Annotated in this window: 18 protein-coding genes; 11 read left to right on the plus strand and 7 right to left on the minus strand. The window is 54.8% G+C overall.

Going from position 1 to position 23,324, the window contains the following annotated elements; translation table 11 throughout:
- The first annotated feature begins 17 nt into the window (after positions 1 to 17).
- From IPM28_08470 to IPM28_08520, 11 genes are all read left to right on the plus strand, one after another.
- Positions 18 to 554 carry a tetratricopeptide repeat protein gene (locus tag IPM28_08470; protein MBK9173028.1) on the plus strand — a complete coding sequence of 179 codons (537 nt, stop codon included), beginning with the start codon at positions 18 to 20 and terminating at the stop codon, positions 552 to 554.
- A gap of 1 nt (position 555) precedes the next feature.
- Positions 556 to 954, plus strand: coding sequence for a hypothetical protein (locus IPM28_08475; GenBank protein ID MBK9173029.1), 399 nt, complete (start codon positions 556 to 558; stop codon positions 952 to 954).
- Between the two features lie 80 nt (positions 955 to 1,034).
- Positions 1,035 to 1,598, plus strand: coding sequence for an elongation factor P (efp, locus tag IPM28_08480; GenBank protein MBK9173030.1), 564 nt, complete (start codon positions 1,035 to 1,037; stop codon positions 1,596 to 1,598).
- A 134-nt stretch (positions 1,599 to 1,732) separates the two neighbouring features.
- Positions 1,733 to 3,061, plus strand: a complete 1,329-nt coding sequence (locus IPM28_08485) for a 3-deoxy-D-manno-octulosonic acid transferase (protein MBK9173031.1) — start codon at positions 1,733 to 1,735, stop codon at positions 3,059 to 3,061.
- A gap of 9 nt (positions 3,062 to 3,070) precedes the next feature.
- The gene (locus tag IPM28_08490; GenBank protein MBK9173032.1) at positions 3,071 to 4,276 is read left to right on the plus strand and encodes a glycosyltransferase family 2 protein; all 1,206 of its coding nucleotides are present in this window, start codon (positions 3,071 to 3,073) and stop codon (positions 4,274 to 4,276) included.
- 112 nt (positions 4,277 to 4,388) lie between these two features.
- The gene (locus IPM28_08495; protein ID MBK9173033.1) at positions 4,389 to 5,756 is read left to right on the plus strand and encodes a hypothetical protein; all 1,368 of its coding nucleotides are present in this window, start codon (positions 4,389 to 4,391) and stop codon (positions 5,754 to 5,756) included.
- Positions 5,757 to 5,803: 47 nt separating this feature from the next.
- A complete protein-coding gene (locus tag IPM28_08500) occupies positions 5,804 to 6,232 on the plus strand; it encodes an AtpZ/AtpI family protein (protein ID MBK9173034.1) in 429 nt (142 codons plus the stop codon).
- Between the two features lie 77 nt (positions 6,233 to 6,309).
- Positions 6,310 to 6,738 carry an ATP synthase subunit I gene (locus tag IPM28_08505; protein ID MBK9173035.1) on the plus strand — a complete coding sequence of 143 codons (429 nt, stop codon included), beginning with the start codon at positions 6,310 to 6,312 and terminating at the stop codon, positions 6,736 to 6,738.
- 2 nt (positions 6,739 to 6,740) lie between these two features.
- Positions 6,741 to 7,640, plus strand: a complete 900-nt coding sequence (atpB, locus tag IPM28_08510) for a F0F1 ATP synthase subunit A (protein MBK9173036.1) — start codon at positions 6,741 to 6,743, stop codon at positions 7,638 to 7,640.
- Between the two features lie 234 nt (positions 7,641 to 7,874).
- Entirely contained in the window at positions 7,875 to 8,189 is a 315-nt protein-coding gene (locus IPM28_08515) for an ATP synthase F0 subunit C (GenBank protein ID MBK9173037.1), read from the plus strand.
- A gap of 141 nt (positions 8,190 to 8,330) precedes the next feature.
- Positions 8,331 to 9,812, plus strand: coding sequence for a protein kinase (locus tag IPM28_08520; protein MBK9173038.1), 1,482 nt, complete (start codon positions 8,331 to 8,333; stop codon positions 9,810 to 9,812).
- Between the two features lie 34 nt (positions 9,813 to 9,846).
- On the opposite strand, the gene IPM28_08525 is transcribed toward IPM28_08520, so the two are convergent.
- The 7 genes from IPM28_08525 to IPM28_08555 all read right to left on the minus strand — a co-directional run bounded on the left by IPM28_08525 (position 9,847) and on the right by IPM28_08555 (position 23,098).
- Positions 9,847 to 10,800, minus strand: a complete 954-nt coding sequence (locus tag IPM28_08525; protein ID MBK9173039.1) for a MoxR family ATPase — start codon at positions 10,798 to 10,800, stop codon at positions 9,847 to 9,849.
- The gene (locus IPM28_08530; protein MBK9173040.1) at positions 10,801 to 11,571 is read right to left on the minus strand and encodes a sulfite exporter TauE/SafE family protein; all 771 of its coding nucleotides are present in this window, start codon (positions 11,569 to 11,571) and stop codon (positions 10,801 to 10,803) included.
- A 4-nt stretch (positions 11,572 to 11,575) separates the two neighbouring features.
- Positions 11,576 to 12,988, minus strand: coding sequence for a DUF4350 domain-containing protein (locus IPM28_08535; GenBank protein MBK9173041.1), 1,413 nt, complete (start codon positions 12,986 to 12,988; stop codon positions 11,576 to 11,578).
- 15 nt (positions 12,989 to 13,003) lie between these two features.
- A complete protein-coding gene (locus IPM28_08540) occupies positions 13,004 to 14,050 on the minus strand; it encodes a DUF4129 domain-containing protein (protein ID MBK9173042.1) in 1,047 nt (348 codons plus the stop codon).
- A 1-nt stretch (position 14,051) separates the two neighbouring features.
- Positions 14,052 to 15,131, minus strand: coding sequence for a hypothetical protein (locus tag IPM28_08545; GenBank protein MBK9173043.1), 1,080 nt, complete (start codon positions 15,129 to 15,131; stop codon positions 14,052 to 14,054).
- 149 nt (positions 15,132 to 15,280) lie between these two features.
- Positions 15,281 to 19,120 (minus strand): TonB-dependent receptor, encoded by a 3,840-nt coding sequence (locus IPM28_08550; protein ID MBK9173044.1) that lies wholly within the window; start codon positions 19,118 to 19,120, stop codon positions 15,281 to 15,283.
- A 279-nt stretch (positions 19,121 to 19,399) separates the two neighbouring features.
- Positions 19,400 to 23,098: a carboxypeptidase regulatory-like domain-containing protein gene (locus IPM28_08555; GenBank protein MBK9173045.1), complete on the minus strand. Its 3,699-nt coding sequence runs from the start codon at positions 23,096 to 23,098 to the stop codon at positions 19,400 to 19,402.
- Positions 23,099 to 23,324: the final 226 nt, after the last annotated feature.

The following is a 23,324-nucleotide window of genomic DNA, read 5'->3' on the forward strand; positions in this document are numbered from 1 at the left end:
GTACAATAGAAGAAATTATGAAATTACCAGCTGCAATGATGATCGCTTTCTCGGTTCTCGGGTGCGGGACTTCCGGTACACCGGTCGCCCAAAACTCTGAGGCAAATTCTGCTTCGGGACCGATGCGTACCGAAAGGGCGCGGTCGACCATCGATCACACGACCGAAAATCAAACGCCCAAGGGCCCCGCGTCTAATTCGAATTCGACCGGCGGAAAATGGTCGCAGAGCGGTGAACCGATAGACACCAAACCGTTCGATGACGCGATCGCGGCTGCCGAGAGATCGCTGAAGGCGAAGTCGTCAGACCCGGTCGCGAAACTCGCCGCCGCCGATGCATATTTCAAGCGAGGGTTTGCTCTGACCGAAGCACGCCAATATGCCTCCGCGCTTGGCGATTACCGCCGGGCATTGAAGATACTTCCTGATCACGAAGACTCGCTGAAATGGGAGAAACAGATAATCGGCATCTATGAAATGATGAAAAAGGACTATCCGAAACCGGGCGAAGAACCGCCGCCGCTTCCTTTCAAGGGTGAAAAAGGCACGATCTAAAATGCCGAGAACGATCACCTTCGCGCTCGCTGCCGCTGCTATTTGTTTGCTTGCTTCAAGCCAAACGATGTCGCAGGCACCGACAAGGATAAACTTTGCCCGGGGTTCGACCTCGGCCTTGGTTACCGGCAGGTTAAGCGGATATGAGGAGCAGAGATCATTTGTACTGAGAGTCAGGTCGGGTCAGACGATACGTACCTGGCAACCTGGCGATCCGGGTCCGATCACGATCGCGATCGCCGACCCGGACGGCAATGATGTCGGCGACATGGACGCGTCATGCAATAACCGCCGGGAGGTTTCGCCCACCAAGGCCGGAGATTATGTCCTCACGGTCGTTGAGTGCAGAAAAGCGGACGAATGGCGTGGCCGCTTCAATTTCCGCGTCAGCGTCAAATAGACAAACCGCCCTTCAAGGCTCTAAACTATCGGTTTTGCGATAACATACATTTTTTACCTATTGGAGACGACTTTAACAGAATGGCACTTTCAGCAAACGATATCAGAAAGGGAATGGTGATCCTCCATGAGGGCGTTCCGGTAAAGGTGATGGAATTTCACCATCACACGCCGGGCAACCTGCGAGCGATGGTTCAGGCAAGGCTTCGAAACCTGTTGACGGGCAATTCATTCGAATTCCGGTTTCGCTCGAACGACACCCTTGAGCGCGTGATCCTCGATCAGCAGAAAATGGAATATTTGTATTCAGATGGCTCTCATCACCATTTCATGAATCAGGAAAACTATGAGCAGGTCGCGTTGACCGAAGACGAATTGGGCGACGCGGCGCAATGGCTGATGGCGGGGCTCAAGATCGAGGTCGAATTCTACAACGGAACCCCGATCGGGGTAACTCTGCCGGCTTCGATGGAATTGACGGTCACGCAGACCGAACCGCAGCTTAAGGGTGCGACCGCTTCGAATTCGAATAAGCCGGCGACGCTGGAAAACGGGGTAACGCTTTACGTTCCGCCATTTATCGCCGAAGGAGAAAAGATCCGCGTCAACCCGACCGAAGCTAAGTATATGGAACGGGTCAAGTAATCTGGCGTAACCTTCGATCAGCACTTAAAATGTGCCGAGCCGTTGACGGGCTTTAGCCTCAATACTATTGTTGGGCTAAAGCCCTATCTATTTCTGAGAAAAGATATCCGTCGGCTGAAGCAGTTGGCAATTGAATGTACCTTTTATATTCGATCGCGTACTCGATAGTTTTTCTTTTAATGCTTCCGGCATTTCTTCTTCGGCGCCAGAAATACGCATCAGGCTTTAAGCAGCGTCTCGGCAGCTATCCCAGCTTCGACCAGGACGAACGAAAAGTTATCTGGCTTCATTGTGTTTCCGTCGGCGAAGCGAATGCCGCGCGTCCGCTCGTCGATAAGCTGCTCGCCGATCTTCCGGCTCATCGGCTTGTGATCTCGACCGTGACAAAGACGGGACAGGACCTGGCGAAAACGATCTTCGCCGACAAAGCGGATGCGGTCTTCTACTTCCCTTACGATTGGAGATTCAGCGTCCGAAAAGCTCTCGCAAACTACCGACCATCACTTGTTCTCCTGATGGAAACTGAGATCTGGCCGCGATTTATCCACGAAGCAAAGCTCGCGGGTTCTAAGGTAGCAATCGTAAACGGCCGTCTGTCGGAGACTTCGGCTCATAGATATGCAAACCTCCGCGCTTTTATCAAACGCGTGCTCTCTGATATTGATGCCGCATTGATGCAGGGCGAAGCTGATGCAAGAAGGCTGATGTCGCTTGGCATGGCCCCTTCGCGCGTGACCGTCACCGGCAACCTCAAGTTTGATATCACGGTCTCGCCCGACGACCACGCGATCGCTTCGCACCTTGACGAACGGTTTCATTTCGACGGCGAGCGGCCGGTCATCGCCGCTGCGAGTACACACGAGCCCGAAGAACGCTGGATTCTCGAAGCTTATTGTTCGCTCATGAATGATGACAAGCCGCTCAAGCCGCGGCTGCTGATCGCCCCTCGGCACCCTGAGAGGTTCGAGTCGGTCGTCCAACTGCTTCGCGAATTTCGTGACGACCCGTCGTGTGAGTATCCGCGATATAGTTTCGCTCGTCGTTCCTCTGAACCGGAAAATGGTGATAGGACCGCCGATGTCATTCTGCTGGACAGTATCGGCGAACTTCGTGCCGCATACTCTCTTTGCAATATAGTTTTCGTTGGCGGATCGCTGATCCCGCATGGCGGTCAGAGCGTTCTCGAACCGGCAGCTGTCGGAAAGGCCGTCATCACCGGGCCATATACGCATAATTTTGCCGATGTCGTCAGAGTTTTCCTGGGCAATAGTGCTTTGATCCAATTACCCGTAGTTCAAGATGTATTAAAGGCAGACGAGCTTTTTCTCGCCCTCTCCGATCTGCTCGAATCGCCGAAAACGATCGCCGAACTGGGGCACAACGCCAAAGCCGTTATGAACGCGAACCGAGGAGCGACGGAGAGCACAGTTAAATCGCTCCGAGTGATCATCTCCAAGAGCTGACCGCTTCAAATGACCTATATCTTTTGTATCTTCGCTGCAGTTCTGATCTGGTTCAGCGTCAAGTCGTTTCTCGGTGGTATCGCATACCTGCGTTATTTCAGAGCAGAGCTTTCCGCCGTGAGGCCTGACTGGCAGCCCTTTGCGACGATCATAGCTCCATGCAAGGGCCTTGATGACGGGTTGGAACAAAACCTCACGGCGTTGATTGAACTGGATTACCCGGAGTATGAGGTGATCTTTGTCGTTGATGATCCGGAAGATCCGGCGGTAAAGGTCATTCAAGCCGTTTCGCAGACGGGGGAAGGCTATCGAAAGAAAACGGCTCTGACAGTCGCACCGAAGGCGACCGATTCGAGCCAAAAGGTCGAGAATTTAAGAGAAGGAGTGATTCATGCCGATCCGCGAAGCGAGGTCTTTGTATTCGTAGATTCCGATGCACGTCCGTCGCCTGCCTGGCTGAGGGCGTTGGTCGCACCTCTTCGCGATGAGACGATCGGGGCAACGACGGGCTACCGCTGGTTCATTTCCGAAGATCCGTCGCTGGCGAGCGAGATCCGTTCGTCGTGGAACGCATCGATCGCATCGGCGCTCGGTCCGAACGCCAGAAGCAATTTCTGTTGGGGCGGCTCGATGGCGATCCGGCGTGACACATTCGAAAGACTAAATATCCGTGACCGCTGGCACGGATCGCTCTCGGACGACTTCACCGTAACACGCGCGATGAATGCCGGAGATCTGCCGATCAGATTCGTACCCGAAGCCCTCGCAGCCTCGGTCGAAAACTGCACCATTGGTCAGCTGTTCGAATTCACCAATCGACAGATGAAGATCACACGCGTTTATATGCCAAAGCTCTGGCTAATGTCGTTCTTCGGGTCGGCTTTGTTCAATTCGGTGTTGATCACGGCCTTCCTGATCGTCATTTTCAGCAGGGCCAATACGGCTCTGGTCTGGGCAGCGATCTTTACTCTGATCACGGTCTCTGGGTTCAGCGTCGGCAAGGCGTGGACCCGACTTCGGGCAGTTCGTCTCGTCCTTTCCCAGCACGCAAGAGCCCTTGATAGACAATGGCTCACCCAAAATACTCTATGGCTGATAACTCCGGCCGTTTTTCTCGTCAATTGTTTTTCCGCCCTTTCACGCCGAATGCGCTGGCGCGGTACCGAGTACGAAATGGCATCGCCCGAGGTGACAAAGATAATCGAGCCAGGTTAGATCGGGGCCCAAACGTGGCTTTCGCCCGATAGCTCCGGCCAAATGTAGTAAGATACTCTTTATCAGATCGATTCTCGGCAAGCCAGTATCGGCCCGGCGACATCGTAACTATATGAGCTTACTTCGTGCGGCTTTGGCCTTTGCCATAATTTCATTATCTCTTGTTGCCGCGAACGGACAGAGCGTCCCTTCGACCGCGACCGGCAAAGATCCGGTCATCATCATTCCGGGCATTACTGGCTCCGACCTTATAAATTCGAAAACTGAAAAGACGGTTTGGTTTAGAGCCGGGCGTGCAAAAGACGACGACATACGGCTTCCGATCTCGCCAAATCTAGCGGCCAACCGCGATAGCCTTGTAACCCGTGACATCATTCGGGGCGTTAAGTTGGCCGGGTTCCTGCCCGAGATCGAGATCTATGAGCGATTGATAGATGGGCTCCAAAAGCGTGGCGGTTACCGCGAAGCCAAATGGGATGACCCGGGCGTAGATGGCCACCAGGACACGTTTTATGTTTTTCCATATGATTGGCGCCGCGATAACGTCGAAAGCGCCCGACTGCTGATCAGACAGATCGAGGACCTCAAAAAGAAACTCGGGAAACCCGATCTTAAGTTCAATATCATCGCTCATTCAATGGGCGGCCTCATCTCGCGCTATGCCGCAATGTACGGCAATGCGGACATTCCTCCGGGAATTCCGCGGCCATCTTGGGCCGGGGCGATACATTTCAACAAGATCTTTCTTCTCGGAACGCCGAATGAGGGCTCCATCCTATCGCTCGAGGCTTTGCTGAACGGTCTTTCATACATTCGCGGCGGGGTAAATCTTCCTTTCATTCGTGACATCACGCGGTTCGACGTTTTCACGATACCGTCGATATATCAGCTTCTCCCCCACGAAACCAGCCTGATCGCCTACGACGAAGAACTCAAGCCGATAGCGATCGATATTTACGACCCGGCAACCTGGGACGAATACGACTGGAGTATATGGAAGGACAAGAATTTCAATCGCCGGGTGGATGCGGACGACCGGGAAAGGGCCCGGCCTTACTTTAGAGCGGTACTTAAACGTGCGAAAGACTTTCAAAGGGCGATCAATGCCCGAACTGTCGGGAAAGTGCCGGTCTCGTTCTATTTGATGGGCGCCGACTGCAAGGATACTCAAAATGCGTTAGTGCTCTACCGCGACGAAAAGAAGGACCGTTGGATCACTCAATTCAAACCCACGGCATTCAAACGCTCTGACGGAACGCGGGTCACGGCCGAAGAGCTCAAACCTCTCTTGATCGCAAAGGGTGACGGCGTCGTTTCGCGTCGGTCGCTGGCGGGTGAGACATTCACGAAAAATGGCGGCCCGGCGATCTTGCCGATAGTCTCCGAACTCACACAATGCGAATCGCACAGCAGGCTTGTATCGAGCATTGAGATCCAGGACAAACTGTTCAGCATTTTGACCGAGATCACGGAAAAGTAGTTTCATGGTCTTCAGGATCCGTCACAGATGAAAGGGGCGTTGCGGCTATGATCAAAAACCTCTTGGACAGCGACATCGACCAACCGCAGACGGCACCAGCGGCAGAGAAAAGCTCATCTTCCTCCGAGATCCTGGGTCTATTTGACCCGATTTCGGATAAGAGTGAAACGAGATCAGATTCAAACGAAGATCGCGTACCGTTGAGCATTCACGAGCCGCCATTGCCGTTAGCTGACTACTCGCCGCCATCTGCCGGAGAAACGGTTCGCATGACGGGGCTCGCATGGTCCGCGGGCATTTCGCTCTTCGGATCGATAATATTCCTCTTGATCATCGGTTGGTTTGCCGACCTCCTGCTCGGCTCATCTCCATGGGGCATCGTCGGCGGGATCGTTCTCGGTTCGGTGATCGGGTTCATTCAGTTCTTCAGAATGAACGCCGAGATATTCAAGCGGTCCGAAAATGACGAGAAATGAGCCTGCTCGATAGACCTTACAATCTCGACTGCGTCCTTTGAGTTTTCTCGATTTAACTTGTAGAATTTAGGGTTTGAATGCGCGATGAGAACGAGCCTTTACGCAGCCCTGCTGAGGGTGTGATGCCCGATTCGCACCGGCGAATATTGATCTTGATGGGCACATTAGGCGTCATTGGTTCGATCGCGGGCGGATCTTTTGTGTCACCGTTGTTTGGCGGGGGTGTTTTGATCGGCATTGGCCTTGCCTTTGTCAATTATTACTGGCTCAAGTATTCGCTTAGACGCGTCTTCGAAAATGCAGCCGATGGCGAGAGGCCGAAAGTTTCGGCTATCCGCTATCTTGCGAGATATTTTTCATTGGCGTTGGTTATCGCCGTGATCTTCGCGACGGATCTCGTTCCGATCATTGCGGTCATTCTCGGGCTCGCCGGCTTTGGATTTGCGGTGGTCGCCGAGGGTATTATCAGGATCTTTTGCAGCTTTCTTAACGGGAAGGAAATTTAAGAATGTTCTTATTTGCTGAAGGCGGTCATCATACTCCGCTGATCGTTGAGTTTATAAACCATTATCTGGGCGAACCGGTCCACAATTTTCAGATGGCTTACACAAAGCCGATCTGGGACAAGATATTTTCGAATTTCGGCACCGACGCCGAGACCGTTTTCGGCTCGCCCTACACCGTCGAAAATGCGATTCCTTGGTACACGATAATGTTTGTGATCGCCTGTGTTCTGTCGGTGATCCTTATCGGCATATTTAAGGGCAAGCTTTCTGAGGACGACCCGAAAGCCGGACAAATGACGCTCGAAGCGGGATTCCTCGCAGTAAAGGATCTGATCGTCAGCGTTGTCGGCGAACATGGATTCAAGTACTTCCCGGTCGTTGCCTCGTTTGCGGTGCTGGTCCTGATATCGAACCTGATGGGGACGTTCCCGATGTTTATGTCGCCGACCGCTTCGGTCAATGTGACGTTCGCTCTCGGTATCTCGTCATTTGTTTATTACAACTACCTCGGCATCAGTGAAAACGGCTTTTTGAATCACATCAAACATTTCGCCGGACCGAAATTGCCGCTTTTGATGGCCCTTTTCATTACGCCGCTGATCTTCTCGATCGAGCTTATCAGCAACATGATCCGGCCGATCACGCTGGGCGTTCGCCTATTCGCGAACATGTTTGCGGACGAACAGATCTACTTGCAGATCACTAATCTGTTCCCGCCTTTCACACAAATATTGCTGCCCGCCTTTCTGTTGATAATGGCGGTATTCGTTTCGTTCGTTCAGACGCTCGTATTCACATTGCTTTCGATGATCTATATAAGCGAAGTGACCCATGCGCCGCACGACGAACACCACGATGAGGATGCAGCCGGTCATGGAGAACCGGCCGCGGCTCATGCTTAGGCTTTTGCTCTCTGGGCCACGGCCGAGAGGGCAAGAATGTTGACCCAACAGGCTTTGGACGTTCTTTGACTCGTGTTTTATAGCAGATATGCCCGCACGCAACAGGAGCCTTGACTCCAACGAGAGTAGAAATCAAGGCATACCGGAAGCGAGGCGAAATAATAACCGCAGTCGGGTTTCGAATTGTCCGGACCTGTTGGTCTTCGAATAAATAAAACTGGAGACTATCAAAAAATGAATAAGATCAAATATGTTGTTTTCTCGACGCTTGCAATGGCGCTGATGGCATTGCCGGCAATGGCACAGGGAGCAGCGGACAATGATTCGACGGTCGCATCGTCGAAGGCGCTTGCCGCAGGCCTGGGTTTCGGTATCGCTGCGGGCTTGGCCGCTATCGGTCAGGGGCTTGTCGGTTCGCGTGCCGCTGAAGGTGCTGCCCGCAATCCCGGAGCAGCAAGCACCGTCCAGACGATCATGATCATCGCCCTCGCGCTGATCGAATCGCTGGTACTTTTCGCGTTGGTTATCGTTTTCGCGGTACTTCGCTAATCTGACAGCACAAATTAGGACGCGGGCCGGGTTTTCAAACTCCGGTTCCGCGTTCTCGCTTTTAAGGCGTTTTTGCAAAAATTGCGTTCTGCTTTCGTCTAAGTTTGCAACCTCCGCACTATTTTGACGTTCTAAACACTAATGACCGAGGATCTTTTAGGAAAAAAGATTGCCGACAAATATCGTATCGACGCTTTGATAAAGCGCGGAGCGAATGGCGACCTTTACCAGGCAACTCACCTTTTGATGGACAAACCCGTGGCGATCAAGGTGCTTGCGCTCAGGCCCCCGAATGACAAAGAACCCGCCGTACGGTTCTTTGACGAAGCCAGGGCAGCGGCAAAGATATCTCATCGGAACATTCTCGGATTCAGCGATTTTGGAACCGATGGGCAGGGTTACGCCTATGCGGTTTGCGATGGGCTGGTAACTGAAACGCTGAAATCGATGATCTTAAGGAGCGGACAAACGCAGCCGGAAGATGTGGTCTTGATCGGCCGACAGATCGCTGCCGGACTAGGAGCGATCCATGCCGTAGGGTCGATCCATGGGAATCTTACTGCTGAAAGTGTTTTGATAACCGAAAAAGCCGACGGCGATGTTGAAGCAAAGGTGACCGATATCGGAACGCCGAACGCGATCGCTCGCACCGGTGATGTGCTTGATTCGACCGCTGCCGATTTTGCCTATCTTGCTCCGGAACAATGCGCCGGAGGGGACATGCCCGATGCGCGCGGCGATATCTACGCTTTGGGCGTGATCCTTTACGAAATGCTGACCGGGGTGGTGCCATTTACGGGTGTGAAACCGACCGATGTGATGTTGAAGCACATCGAAGAACCGCCGTCGCCGATGATGGCATTTCGGGGCGATCTGCCGCCGGGAATTGAAACGGTCGTACTGAAGGCGATGTCGAAGTCGCCCGAAATGCGTCAACAGACGGCGGGCGAATTGGCTGATGACCTCGCAAGATCGCTCCAAGGCTCGGCCTCAGCGGCGAGCGGCGCAGCGGCAGACTCAAAGGGCGGTGACTTTTGGAAGACCGCAGCCATGGTCGTCGTCGGCACGGCTTTGCTCGCAAGTGCGTTGATCTACGCGACGTCGGTAAGACAAACCGATCCGACCGCCGCACTGCAGCCTGACGTGAACAGCCTGCCTGTTCAACCGATTAATCCGGCGACCGGTGTCGAAGAACAAGCCCTTGCCGCGATGCCCGGCACTATGTCTGATTCGTTGGGCAATTCGAGCATGCCGGTGCCGCCGGACACGATACCGGGCGGCGATAATTACAATCCCTGGGGCACCGGGATGCCGCCGCCGGGAGCACCGCAATATACGCCGCCGACCGGACAGGTCTACACTATCGACCCTAATAGCCCGAGTCAGTTCATGCCGCCCGAAGGAGGCGTGGTCCTCGTTCCGGTACCGGCGAACACTGCGGCAAACGTGCGGCCGACCCCGTCTCCGCGCGCCGATACACCGACAAACAGCAATACGGCAACTCCGGCAGCGACCCCGACCCCAAGGACGTCACCGACACCGGTTCGTACACCTGCGCCGACCCGCAGCCCGGCCGTATCACCGGCCGGAAATCGTCCGGATCCGAACGGCACGGAGAGTTAGTCTCTAAGCCGGCTCACGCAAAAATAACCTCATATCATCTCGGGACTTCGACAGATCGAAGAATGTCGCTGACAACGGCGTCGGTCGTCGCCCCCTCGAGTTCGGCTTCGGCTCGCAACGCCAAACGATGCCTCAGCACTGGAGCCGCGATATCGCGGACATCGTCCGGCGTCGGAAATTCGCGGCCGCGGATCGCAGCAAGAGCCTTCGAACATAACAATAGGGCGATCGAGGCTCGCGGACTCGCGCCGTAGAGTATCGTAGGATGGCTGCGCGATCTTCTGACGATCTCGACGATATACTTCTGAACACCGGGTTCCATTCGCATGTTCCTGACCTCGTGCCGGCAATGCGAGATCGCGGCGGCATCGGGAAGCTGCTGGATGTCGAGACGGTCGAGATGGTGCGAATTGAAGCCCGCGTCCCATCTGGCGACGACCTCCTGTTCGTCGGCCAGATCCGGATAATCGATCAATATCTTCAGCAGAAAGCGGTCGAGCTGAGCTTCAGGCAGCGGATATGTGCCTTCGTATTCGATCGGATTCTCGGTGGCGAGTACCGTGAACATCGGCGACAATGGGTACCTCTCGCCGTCGATCGTTGTCTGACGTTCTTCCATTGCTTCGAGCAGCGCGGCCTGGGTCTTCGGCGGTGTCCGGTTGATCTCGTCAGCCAGCAGGATATCGGTGAAGATAGGGCCGTGGCGCAGAGTGAACTCGGACGACTGCATATTGAACACATTCGTGCCGGTTATGTCCGAAGGCATCAGGTCGGGCGTGAACTGGATGCGCGAAAATCTCGCACCGATGATCTCGGAAAGTGTCTTGACCATCAAGGTCTTTGCCGTCCCCGGAACGCCTTCGAGCAATGCATGCCCTTCGGCGAGAATTGCGACGAGGACCTGTTCGATCACGTCGTCCTGTCCGACGATGGTCTTTCGCAATTCGTTCAAAATATGTGCGATCGTTGTAGGTGTATAAGTAAGCATTTACGTTCTGATCAGATCAAATATCAATTTCGCTGCAAGCAATAATACTGTTATCAAAAAGATACGCCGCAGCAGCGTTTCGTTCATTTTAGCCACGAAATGCGCTCCCGCATAGGCACCGATGAACATCGTCACGGCCAGAACAGCCCCGAGTCGATAATCCACCAGGCCTTGCCACATGAAGACGAGGGTCGCAATTGCCGACGAGAAGACATTCACGAGTTTGGTTGCGGCGATCGCACCGCCGTAGGTCATACCGAAAAACGCGACAAATGAAGCCGTCAGGACGGTAACGTATCCGCCGCTGTAAAGTCCGCCGTAGATCGCAAGAAGAAATGTCGCCGCGACCCCGGCAACAGTCAGGCCCCACTTGTCTACTCGACCGGGCTCGGAACCGTCGGATCCGCCTTTATCGCGTTGGAACAATGTGAACAGCACGACCGCGATCATCGCCATCGAAACGATCAGTTTGATGCCTTGATCAGTGAGCCGCCCTACGAGCAACGCCCCGATCGCCGAGCCGATGATCGTCAGTACGATCAATGGCGACAGCCGCTTTGCCTCGATCTGTCCGTTTCGAAAGAACGGTATCGTCGCGCCGATAGCCATAAATGTCAGACCAAACATGTTGGTCGCGATGGCCACCTTTTCGTCGATGCCGAACTGAAACATTATCGGGACCGTAATGAGCGAGTTGCTTCCCGTCACGACACCGACCGCACTCGTTAGAAAGAACAAGATCACGAGCACAGCAAGAATGTAAATGGTCATCGTCTCAGATCCTCGTCTTGCTTTGCCGTCCAAGTCGGAGCTGACCTTCGATCTCGCGCAATCGGGTGGTCAGCGAGAGCATTTCGCGCTTTCCCGTCGGCTCGCCGTGTATGATATTTTCACATCTCTCGATCAATTCTTCGATCTTACGCACGTCTGATCCTGTCCGGTCGGCAATTAGCAATGCCAACTCGCTCCGCGGTGTGGTCATCTGATCGACGCCAAGAAGTTTCGCCGCCCGCCGACGGAAGTCTGTAAAGATGTTCTCCATCGCCAGATCGTAAGCGTTCGTTCGCTGCTGCAATTCGGCCATCGCTCCGACGTATTCGAGCTTTGAGAGCCGGTCGGGCTCGGGTTCGGGAACGGGACGAGCGAACCGGCGGCTGCGCGAAAACATCACAAATGCAACGACCGCAATGATCTGCAAGATCATCGCGGTCACCGGCGTACCTTCAAAATACTCAAGGATCCGGTTATTGCCGGCCCCAAATCCATGATGGTATTCGTCAAACACGATCAGCCCGTCGCCCGCGATGTTCAACGCGAACTGGGCATTGTCGGCCATCGCTATGCCGCCATTGGCTACGATAAACGGGTCGGCGACGAAGACTATCTGGCCCGAACCATAAGGAACATCAACGACCAGGTTTCGATCGGCCGATGCTACATGGACGACCGGAGCCTCGAACCATGGAGTTGAACTTTCAGGTTCGATCGCACTGGTGTTCACCTGCGGTTCCGGTGTGCTTTGCGATTCCGCGTTCGGGTCGTCATTTTGCGTGGCAACCCCCGTTCCCTGTTCATACTCGTCGTCTGATTCGGTCGCAAAGATCTCATCGTTATCAAACCGTTCGATATCAACGGCGGAGGCAAATCGCGATGGCTGGACCGCGTTGACTCCGGCGGTAAACACGGTCGTCTGTATCGGCCTGATCGCCGGCGTCTTGGCGGTCATCTGAACCTGATCGGCCGGATCGACGGTCATCAATTCGATGTCGGTCCTCGGTGCGATCTTGATATTCCATTCAGTGGATGATCTGACAAGTTCCCCAGCAGGTTCGCGATCGATGATAACGAGCCTGCCGCCGGATTCTACCCAACTCAATAGGTCCGTCCGTTCATCCTCGGTAAAAGGTCGCCTGAAAGGACCAATGAGCACGAAGGTCTTTGGTGCTTCGCGCATCTCGGTCCGGAGTGTCGCCGGAGGCTGCTGCCATCGCTGGACGCTGCGGCCGGTCTCGGCAAGCAGCGTGAAGTAGGCCTGCGTTCCGGTCGAACCGGAATTAAAGCTCGACCGATTAGGCATGAATTCATTGTCTGGTTCCTTCACCTTCTGCACGTAGGTTGCGGCGTTGAGCCCGATCATAAGAGCGATCAGGAGCACCAGTGAACCAAAGATGAGTAAGCGCTGTTTCATGCCGAGACGCCGGAACTATTTGCGGCCAAGAGCCTCCTTGTATCGGGCCCGAAAGCTTGCCCAAGCCGATTCATCCGAAGGCATCGGGCCGTACCATCGGCTTTCGAATACATCGGTGAGGCCAGTGACGCTCTGATAGATCTCGCCGCGTTTTCTGAGGTCGCGAAGATAGTCGCGGTTCGTCTTATGCGGTGCAAGGCCGATCAGCTTTCGATCATCGAGTTCGCAAAGTAGAGCGATGTATCCTTTTCTGATCGCTCCGCGAAGGTCTCCGTCACGTGCCATTCGTTCAGCTTCGGCGAAGAGTTGCTCGGCTGATTTGTCGATTGCTACCTTTTCGCCGAGAACGATGCGTTCCGCTTTTTCATCGGTCCGACGTCTTTTGAGCGCCGGAAATAGCATCGGAGCAAAACGAAAAACAGCAAACCCGATCAAAAGCACGGTGACGACGATGATCACGACCTGAAGCCAGTATGCGAGCCCCGGAAGTCCGGTCTTGCTTGCCGGCTCGCCCGATGGGCGCGGCAGCAGTCCTTCAAGCCACTCGAGAAACTCGGTCAACCAACGCCCGAAACGGCTTTGCTCTTCTTCGGCCGGTTTTCGAAACTCTTCTCGCTTTAGTATCTCTGCCAATTTCTGTTTTGCTTCGTCCTTAGAGACGGATGACCGAGGTGCGCTTTCCAGTTCGGCTATTTTTGACGAGATCGACGAAAGGCGTTCTTCGATGCCGGAAAGGATGTTTGCCTGCTTGGCAGGGTCTTCGCTAACAACGTATTGATCGAGAAACGTATGAAGCCAATGATTTGAGACCTCGACCGGGCCATCGCCTGACTCGACGCGGTAGACCACCGGCAGTGTCCGCCGGATCTGTACAACGCGCCCGGCATCGAACGTCACGACCGCGCCCTCACGAATTCCCTTGCGAAGATCCGTGCTCATTTCGATCGTTAAACGACGGGCGGAATCGACGGCGTTACGGTATTCAGCCAAATTCGCTCCGCTCGCCGGCATGGCGGCGAACAGAGTAAATACGGCGATGGCCGTCAGGTTGCAGATCCGCATCTTATTTCAATCCGAGGGTCGTGAACGAACTTGATTCTGACGATCCGTTGGCCGGTATTGCCGCATCTTCGCGTGCACCGAGTGCCGGCTGAAGCGGATTGTAATACGATTGCGGAACCGAGGGTATCTCGCCAAGGCGGCGTGCGGCCATCAGCTCGATATCATAGCCTTCGTGACGGACGCGCTCGTCAACGTAAAGCAGGCAGAGCCCGACCATCCAGACCGGCGAGAGCAGAATAATGCTTACCTGCCAACCCATCTGCGACGCGATCTCGTACCAAGCCGGAGCCGACTGCCCGCCAAATGCGAAAAGCTCGACGCCCTCGGCCCATGCGTACCACCCGAGCGGTACATAGATCAAGGCAAGCGCCGAATAGGTTGCGGTTAGCGTGAACGCGAACAACGCCGCAAATCGCTTGACGTTGCCGCTCGCGAGCGAGATGCTGCGGCCGATCGCTGCAATAACGCCCTGCCCCTCAACAAGCATCACCTGCGGCACGTATGCGAAGCGCGAAGCCGCAAGGCAAAAGAGCCAATAGACACCGCCGACGGTCACGAGTCCGACGGCAAGTGACAAAAAGAAAGCAAGGAACGGAACGGCTTCGAGCCCGACCGCGATCAATGCGATCAGGATGGCGCCGATACCGAGACCGAAGTAGAAGATCATCAGTCCGACGATCCCTATTATCAGCGTAAGCAATACAGATGCGGCGATCAGCCCGGCGACCCGATCCCAGACATTAAGATACGTGTCCTTGAAGCTGATCGGTTCGCCGAAGAGCAGGTGTCTTACAAAGTTGCGCGACGCCCCGCCCATTACCGAGAGTGTCGCGACCGTCTCGGTAAACCAGATCACCGACGAACCGAGTGCTGAGAACAGTACGTAAACGGTCGATTCGAGCGGATCGTAGCTTCCGGTAAAGAAAAGCCATCGCGACAAGAATAGCCAACCGACGGAAAGCAAGGTGCCGACAAGCACCGGCGGAGCCGCTACGAAGATGAACGTGAGAAAGTTCTGACGATAAAATCTGACCGCACGGTCGATGAGGTCACCTGCTCCGAGCGGGACGATCGACATCATTGAGTGGTCTGGGGCAGAAGAGGCCATTGCGTGAAAGAAATGTTGGAATTATAACGTTTTTAGCAGACTTCGACCATGCCATAAATTACAAAAAAGCCTGCCGATCGCGATGACCGGCAGGCAAGTGTTTTCACTTAAGATAGGTCAAACTACCATTCGAACCGGAGTGCGAACTGCATCTCACGCGGACCGAAGGCACCCGTGATCTGCCCGAAGGCGGTCGAATTGATGTTTGCGAACTGAGTGTTCTGGACAAAGTTCACATTGTTCAAAAGGTTGAACGCCTCAACGCGGAACTGAAGCCGCATCGTTTCCGTAAAGCGGATGTTCTTCAGCAAAGCTGCGTTGATGTTGAAGTATTTCGGACCGTTGACGATGGTTCGGCCGAGATTGCCCGTTTCACCCGGATTGGTATTGAAGAATACCTGTCCCGGAAAACTTGCACCGGTTATGCTGTAACCGCCCGAGGCCGCTCCGCCCGAAAGTATCGACGGATTGATCCAGTAGATAATGTCAGTTCCGCCGACATTCTGCTGGAAGATCCCCATCAATGCCCGGATCTCGTCATTCGTCAGATTGCTGTTTGCCGTCTGACGGGCCGAACGCGCCGAACGGTTCAGCGTACCGCGCGTATCGACGAACGTGATCGGTGCACCCGATTGCCATTGTGCCAGGCCTGAGATTTCCCAGCCGCCGAACAGCTTGTCCCAGCCGCTGCCGAAATCGAGGAATTTCTTCCCGCGGCCAAATGGCAGCTGATAGACACCGTTGAAATTGAACACATGGGTCGTGTCAAAATCGGCCCGCTGTTTATCGAGGTCCTTGTTTCGGTTATCGAGATACGGCTCAAAAAGCTGCTGCGACGTGCCGACGGCATTCGTCAGGTTCTTTGAGAACGTATAGTTCGCCTGGAAATACAATCCGTTCGAGAACCTCTTTCGAAGCTCGGCCTGAAGCGAATTGTAGTTGTGGTAAGCGTCGTTGACGAAAAGGTCGATAACACCTGTCGAGTTGTTCGGCAGGAAGTTGACGAACGGCGTCGCCGACGGATTGCAGACGAACGATCCGGCCGAACCGACACACGGCTGATTGTTGAGATTTCGCGGATTAGTACTGTTGATGTACGAAAGTGCGAGATCGAGCGGTGTGCCGTTGGTCAGAGCGTTCAGGAAGGTCGACCGGGCGATATGGCCTGCCGGGGTCGTCGTCGTTGTCGGAGCAACGCCAAGTCGTCCGGGTGCACTCGCCGCCTGTTGGAAGATCAGCAGCGGTACACAGCCTGCCGCGATACAGAACGGATCGCCGCCCGAAACGCGGTAGTTGTTCTGTGCACGGAGAAAGTCGGCGAGAAATCCGTTGTTATTGACGTCGATCTGTCCGAGGTCGATACCGCGGGCGAGATTGTCGCTGCGGCTGCCGACATAACGGATCTCGAACGCCATATTTCCAAAGATCTCACGCTGCCAGCCGAGGCTGTACTGCTCGACCATTGGGGTCTTGAGTTTCGGATCGATCCCGAAAACGGTGCCGAAATGGTTGCCGATATTCGGGCCGTTGTTGGTCAAGTACGAAAGTGGCAGTGTCGGAACGGACGGTGGGCCGGGAATGACTACAGGAGCAGCATCCAGACGCCCAACTTGACCAGATTGTGTGATCGTCGTTCTCGCCAATCCGGCGTTACCGACCGACGCGTTATTGATCGATGTGATGATCGAATCGTTTCCGTAAACGTTGCTGTAACCGGCACGAATGACCGATTTGCCGTTTCCGAAGATCGCGCGGAAAATGCCTTTCTCAAATGTCGGTGCCCAGGCAACGCCCAGGTTAGGGGCGAAGTTGTTCCAGTCGGTTTCGTAATATTGAAATTCCTTTCCGATGCTGGTCCCAAGGGCAACGTAACTGCCTGCCGGATTGAGAAGGTCGCCGGTGGGATCGTCGAGATCCGTTATCAACGGCTCAAGGCCGCGGCCGGTCAGGTTGCGAAGCGCCGGGAAGATCTCGTACCGGACGCCAAGGCTGAGCGTCAATCCTCTCGCCGCCGACCACCTGTCAGCAAAATAGAGCGAGTGGTTCTCGTTCCTGAATGGCCGAAACTCGGTAGCCCCTGGAACAAAGCCCTCGTCCAGTGTTGTGATATTGAACGAGCGTGCTACTGCATTGTAATGCCCGCCGAGAAGCGTGAGCAGGCCGTTCGCCGTACCAAGCTGAGTGGTGTTGATGCCGCCGAGGCTGGCGAAGTTGGTCGCAGTGAATACGGTTCCGGTCGTGTTGCCGACCGTGACCGTCGGGACGGTTCCTGCGTCGTTGTAGGCATTGACCTTGAAGAACTGCATCTGGCCGCCAAATCGTAGAGAGTGTTTGCCAAGTATCCAATCGGCATTGGCCTGATAGTTGAATGCCTTGGTGTTGCGTCCCTGATCGGTAAATGTATTCATACCGCTTACCAATGGGACCGCAGCAATGTACGTCGGATACTCGCTGATTCGGTCGAACGGCACTTCGCTAGTAAAGAGCCCGCCGCGAAACTCGATAAGAAAATTCGGCGTGAAAACGCGTCGATACGCAGTGGTGAACTGCTTGTTGGCGGACGATTGGACCCCGTCCGGAATTGGTGTGAATCCGGTCGTGTCGATATCGGGCCTGAGATTCACTTCTTTGTTGTAGTTGTAAATGAACTGAAGCGAATTGCTGTCGTTGATATCAACATCGACTCGCGTCGAATACTGGTCGCGTTCCTGGTCCGACCCGCGAAGCAGCCGGTAGCCCTGGGTGTTGAGGCCGTCGCCGCCGGTGAAGTTGCTTGCCGTCGGCAGTTGACTAAGGACCAGAGCGTCGATTATCGGCGACGTGGTGCTCCGGATGTTGCCCGACGGGAAGACGGTCTGCGCGAACTGCAGGAAATTGGGGATCGTGCAAATACTGCCTATGGTCTGCGACGGACAGAAAGGCGTCACCGACGTGCTGTTCGTCCGCTGATAAGTGAAGGTGCCCGCACGCGCGGCAGGCGAGAGGATCGTTCGCGTTGCGGCCGTCGAAACCGGATCCTTGATCTTTTCGTAGGCAAAGAACCAAAAGGCCTTGTCCCAGAAAAGCATCGGGGTTCCTTCGCCAAGCCCGGGAACCGGAAGCCTCCAACTTGCCTTGCCTCCGTATTGATTGCGGTTGCGATAGGAAGGCTTTTCGCTCACCGTCGGATTCGAACTGCGGTTGTTGAAAAAGCTGTTTGCTGCAAACGCCGAGTTGCGGTTGTATGCAAACAAAGCACCGCGGAAATCTTTGGTGCCACGCGGGGTAACGAGGCGGATCTGCGCGCCGCCATATCCCTGATCGGCTTCCTGGTTGGTCGTCGTGATCGTGAACTCCGCCGTGTCGTCAACTGACGGCCGCCCCGGAGCAAAGTCGGTCGCGTTCGTTCGGATGAACGTATCCTGAATGTTGATGCCGTCACGGGTTATGTTCGTGAAGGTCGTACGCAGGCCGTTGATCGTTGTGTTCTGCGCGCTGTTCGACGACACACCGGCCTGAAGCGTTGTTAGAGTCAGAGGACTGCGAGTGAGAAGCGGCAGCGAGAGTATCTGCTGCGGGCTGACCGTGTTGCTGACTTGGGCCGTTCCCTGTGTAACGATGTCCGAGCCGGCGGTCACAACGACCTCTGCCGTTACTTCGCCGATCTCCATTGTCGGGTTGAACGCCGCGTCGCGGCCGACGTCGATCTTCTGCTGTGTCGCTTTCAGGGTCTTGAAACCGCTGGCCGTGACAGTGATTGTGTAGGTGCCGAATTCAAGCTGCGGAAACTGGTAGAAACCAGCCTGATTCGTCGTGGTGGTCGTTTCTCTGCCGGTCGTATTGTCAGTGGCCGTAACGGTTGCTCCGGGCAAAACGCCGTCGGGCCCCGAAACGGTTCCCGAAAGGCGTCCTGTTGTACCCTGTGCAAAAACAGTTGCCGCACTGAAGACCGTCAGTAGAAAGGCGATAAGAAACCTTTTCATCGTAGTCCTCCGTAGGTTGGTGATCTTTCTGCTTTTACTCTTGATATTTTTGTATTAAGAGAGCGAACAATTTGAACAAAACGATTTTGGAACCATACAACGGAGGTGAGAAAAAGCCGCTATAGTATGGCCGAAGACCGCAAAACCAACTGCCCTTTAAGTTCGATGCAACGGATTATAATACAAGTCAATCGATAAGACCAAATTGTCGACAAACAAAAAAAGGGCAGAAACCCAATGGTCTCTGCCCGAAAAATTCATCGGCTTTCGCCGGACAAATTAGAATTCAACACGGCCGACGAACTGGAAGATCCTCGGACCAAAGGTTGTGGTAACACGGCCAAAGGTCGTGCTGTTGATGTTTCCGTTGAACAGGCCAGCAAAGAAGTTCGCCCTGTTGGTCAGGTTGAATGCTTCTCCGCGGACCTGGAAACGAACGCGTTCCGTAATGCGGAAGTTCTTGAACAGCGAAGCATCGATGTTAAAGAACGTCGGGCCACGCCATGCGTTACGCGGAAGTGCACCGGTCGTTCCCGGAGCAACGTTGGTGAACACCTGTCCTGAGAACGGTGTGCTTCCAAAACCGTTGGCCGCGTTTCCGAGACCAAGGCTGCCGCACTGTCCGGCATTGAGCGCGTTCTGGTTGATGTTCGTGACCGAAGGATTGATCCAGTAAACACCGCAAGGTGTGCGGAAAATGCCGATCAAAGCTGCGATCTGCTCATGGTTCAGGCTCGAGTTCGCTGTCTGGCGGCCCGAACGTCCTGCACGGTTGAGCGTTCCACGCGGGTCGGTAAAGGTGATAGGTGCACCCGACGACCAACGAACGATACCCGTCATCTGCCATCCGCCGATGATGTAATCGAGGATGCCGCCCTGATTTGCCCAACGCTTGCCCTTGCCGAATGGAAGTTCGTAAATGGCGTTGAAGTTGAAGGTATGACGTGTGTCGAAATCGGCCACGGCATATTCAAGCCTCTGTTGAGCGTTGTCGATAAGCGGATCGAAGCGGGTCTGTCCTACACCGGCTGCATCGGTCAAAGCCTTTGCGAAGGTGTAGTTTGCCTGCATGTAAAATCCGTTAGCGAAACGGCGTCGGAACTCGAGCTGTGCCGAGTGGTAGTTCGACTCTGCACCGTTGGTGAGTACGTCAGCGACCAACGCGTTCGGATTGGGAACGAGCTGGACCGAACCGGCGAGACCATTGATCAAATAGGTGATCGCAAGGTCGGCCGGCGTACCCGCACGGATCTGGCTGAGGATGGTCGCATTTGTAAGCAGACCGCCGCCGCCAAGATTCGGGAATACGGTCAACACCTGGCTACCGGTGATCGCAGCGTTGAAAGCCGCACCGGTCGTACACGAACCCGGTGTGGTCTGGTTCGCAGCCTGGCAGAGACGGTCGTTCGAGTAAGCACGGTTGAAGTCAGCCGCAAAACCGTTCTGACCGATGATGACCTGGTTGTAGTCGAAACCACGGATCAGGTTGGTACTGCGGTTTCCAACGTAGCGAAGTTCGACCGCGGTCTTCCACGGCAGCTCGCGCTGGATGCCAACAGTCCACTGATAGAGGCTCGGCGTCTTCATGTCAGGATCGATCGCAAATACCGTTCCCTGAAGAGCGGCAAGTGCGTTGTTCTGAGCGTAGGTACGCGGAACCTGGAAGGTCGGAGCAGCAAGCGTTGCATTGAACGTGCTCAGGCGGCCATTCTGGTTCGTTATCGTACGAGCAGCCGAAAGGCCCTGGTTGCCGATAAGGGCGTTGTCAGCGGAACGGACGAATTCGTCATTAACATAGTTGATGCTGAATCCGCCGCGAAAGACCGTCTTGCCTTCGCCCGGGAAGAGTTTGCCAAGAGCTCCGTCGAATGACGGTGCCCAGGCAAAGCTGACGTTCGGAGCAAAGTTGTCCTTGTCGGTCCCAAAGAAACGGTTGTCGCCATTGTTCGTGCCGACAAAGTTATAGGTGCCGGTCGGGTTAAGGACCGCGGCAACGATATCGGCATTCGAACCGATGACCGGCTCGAGAGCGAGACCATCCGGTTCGCTGACCGGCGTGAAGATCTCGTGACGCAGACCGAAGTTGAGCGTCAACTGCTGATTCACACGCCACGAATCACCGATGTACCACGAATAGTTTTCGTAGTGCAGACGGCGGTTCGGAAGTGTATTCGGAACGAAGCCGCTGGTCTGGCTCGTTACGTTGAACGTCTGAGTGTTCGCTGAAACGATACCGCCAAGCAAAGCGAGCATCCCGTTTGCCGTTCCAAGCTGTGCCGCCGAAAGTGTTCCGGTCGGGAAGTTGGTGGCGTTGTTCTGGATCGACGGAGTCGTCGTGTTCGTACCGATCGTGATGGTCGGGATGGTCGAAGCACCAAAGGCGCCCGGGCCATAAGGATTGATACGATACCAGGCGATCTGGCCGCCAAAGCGGATCGAGTGATCGCCCCAGGTGTAAACAGCATTGTCCGAGACCAGCCAGGTCGACGTATTACGTCCCTGTGTCTGGAAGGTCGATTCGGGGCTGGTCACGACCGGAAGGGTCACGAAATAATCGCTCGGCTGATTGTTGCGGTCAAACTGCGGCCGGCTGAGCTGGTTAGCGACACGAAGTTCGTTCGTGAGGTTTGAGCTCGGCGTATACCGCCACGCAACGTTGGTCGTCCAGGTCTTGGCAACCTGAAAACCGAACGGTGTGTTGTTGAATCCGCCGTTATCAACGTCAGGACGGAGAAGGAATTCATCACGCCACGACCAAACACCGTTGATCGAGTTCTGCGAATTCATGTCGTAGTCGAAACGAAGCGTTACGGCTTCACGATCCTGGTCCTGCTTCTTGGTGAAGCTGTATCCGATGGTGTTCAATCCGTCACCAATGCTCTCGTTGTTACCTGCCGGCATGTTGGCAAGAAAACGGCTCTGGATAAGCGGATCGATACCGGTAACGGTTCCCGGATTCGGGCCTTGTGCCGCAGTGAAAATGTTCAGCGTTCGAACTACGTTCGACGTATCGCGGTAGGTAAAGATACCGGCGCGTGCCGACGGACGAAGAACGGTCGAGTTGACGTTCGTCGACTGACGGAGACGGAATCCTTCGTACGAACCGAAGAAGAACAATTTGTTCTTAATGATCGGGCCGCCGAGGCGTCCGCCGAACTGGTTACGGTTAAGGAACGGGTTTGCCTGGCCAAGACGATTTCGGAAGAAATCGTTGGCGCCAAACTTTGAGTTGCGGTTGTAGATGAAACCGGCACCGGTGAAACGATTCGAACCACGCGGGGTCACGAGCTGAACCTGCGACGCACCGTATCCGGCCTCAACACCGGCGTTCTGGGTCGTGATCGTAAATTCGCCTACGTCATCCGTGTTCGGGCGATCCGGAACGAAGTCCGTCGCGTTTGCACGAATGAAGTTGTCCTGGATGTTCAAACCATCGCGGGTGATGTTGGTGAACGAGGTACGCTGGCCGTTGATGGTCGTATTGGTCGCACCGTTGGCCGATGTGCCGGCCTGAAGAGCGATCAACGCAAGCGGGTTGCGGCCGTTCAGCGGCAGATCCTGGATCTGTCGTGTGCCGACGGTGTTCGAGAGTTCAGCGTTGGCCGAGTTGATGACCTCGGTTCCGGCGACGACCTCGACGACCTCGGTTACCTCACCGGGTTCGAGCGTGACATTGCGGACGGTCGTCTGCGCGATGTCGATCTTAACGCCGGTCGTTACGCTCGTCTTGCGGCCGGGGGCCGAAACGGTGATCGTAAATGTACCTGCGTCCAACTGTGCAACCGAGATCGAACCTCCGTTGCCGGTCGTATATGTTCTCTCGCTGCCTGTCTGTTCGTCCTTGACGACGACAGTCGCACCCGGGATCACACCCGACGCATCCGATACGTTAACCGTGAGGTTACCCGTATTGGACTGTGCGAGGCCGATCACGGCCATTGCGAAAAGCAGCAAAGAGGAAACAACAAATTTTCGCATTACAAGTCCTCCTAATTGGTCTTTCTTAAAATTGGGAAGTCAAAGTGACTCTTCAAAAAGTGCAAGCGCCGTGCCATTGAGCTGTGAAAATGAATGAAATGCACAATGTATTGCCTAACCTATTGCAAACGCTTAGCTTAGGTGTCATTTTTCAGCCCAGGGCCGCTGCGTTTTCTGGGATAAAACGCCCGCTGACGTGTCAGACTGACCAAATTTTCGAGTTTTT

It is taken from the genome of Chloracidobacterium sp. (assembly GCA_016716305.1).
Taxonomy (GTDB): domain Bacteria; phylum Acidobacteriota; class Blastocatellia; order Pyrinomonadales; family Pyrinomonadaceae; genus OLB17.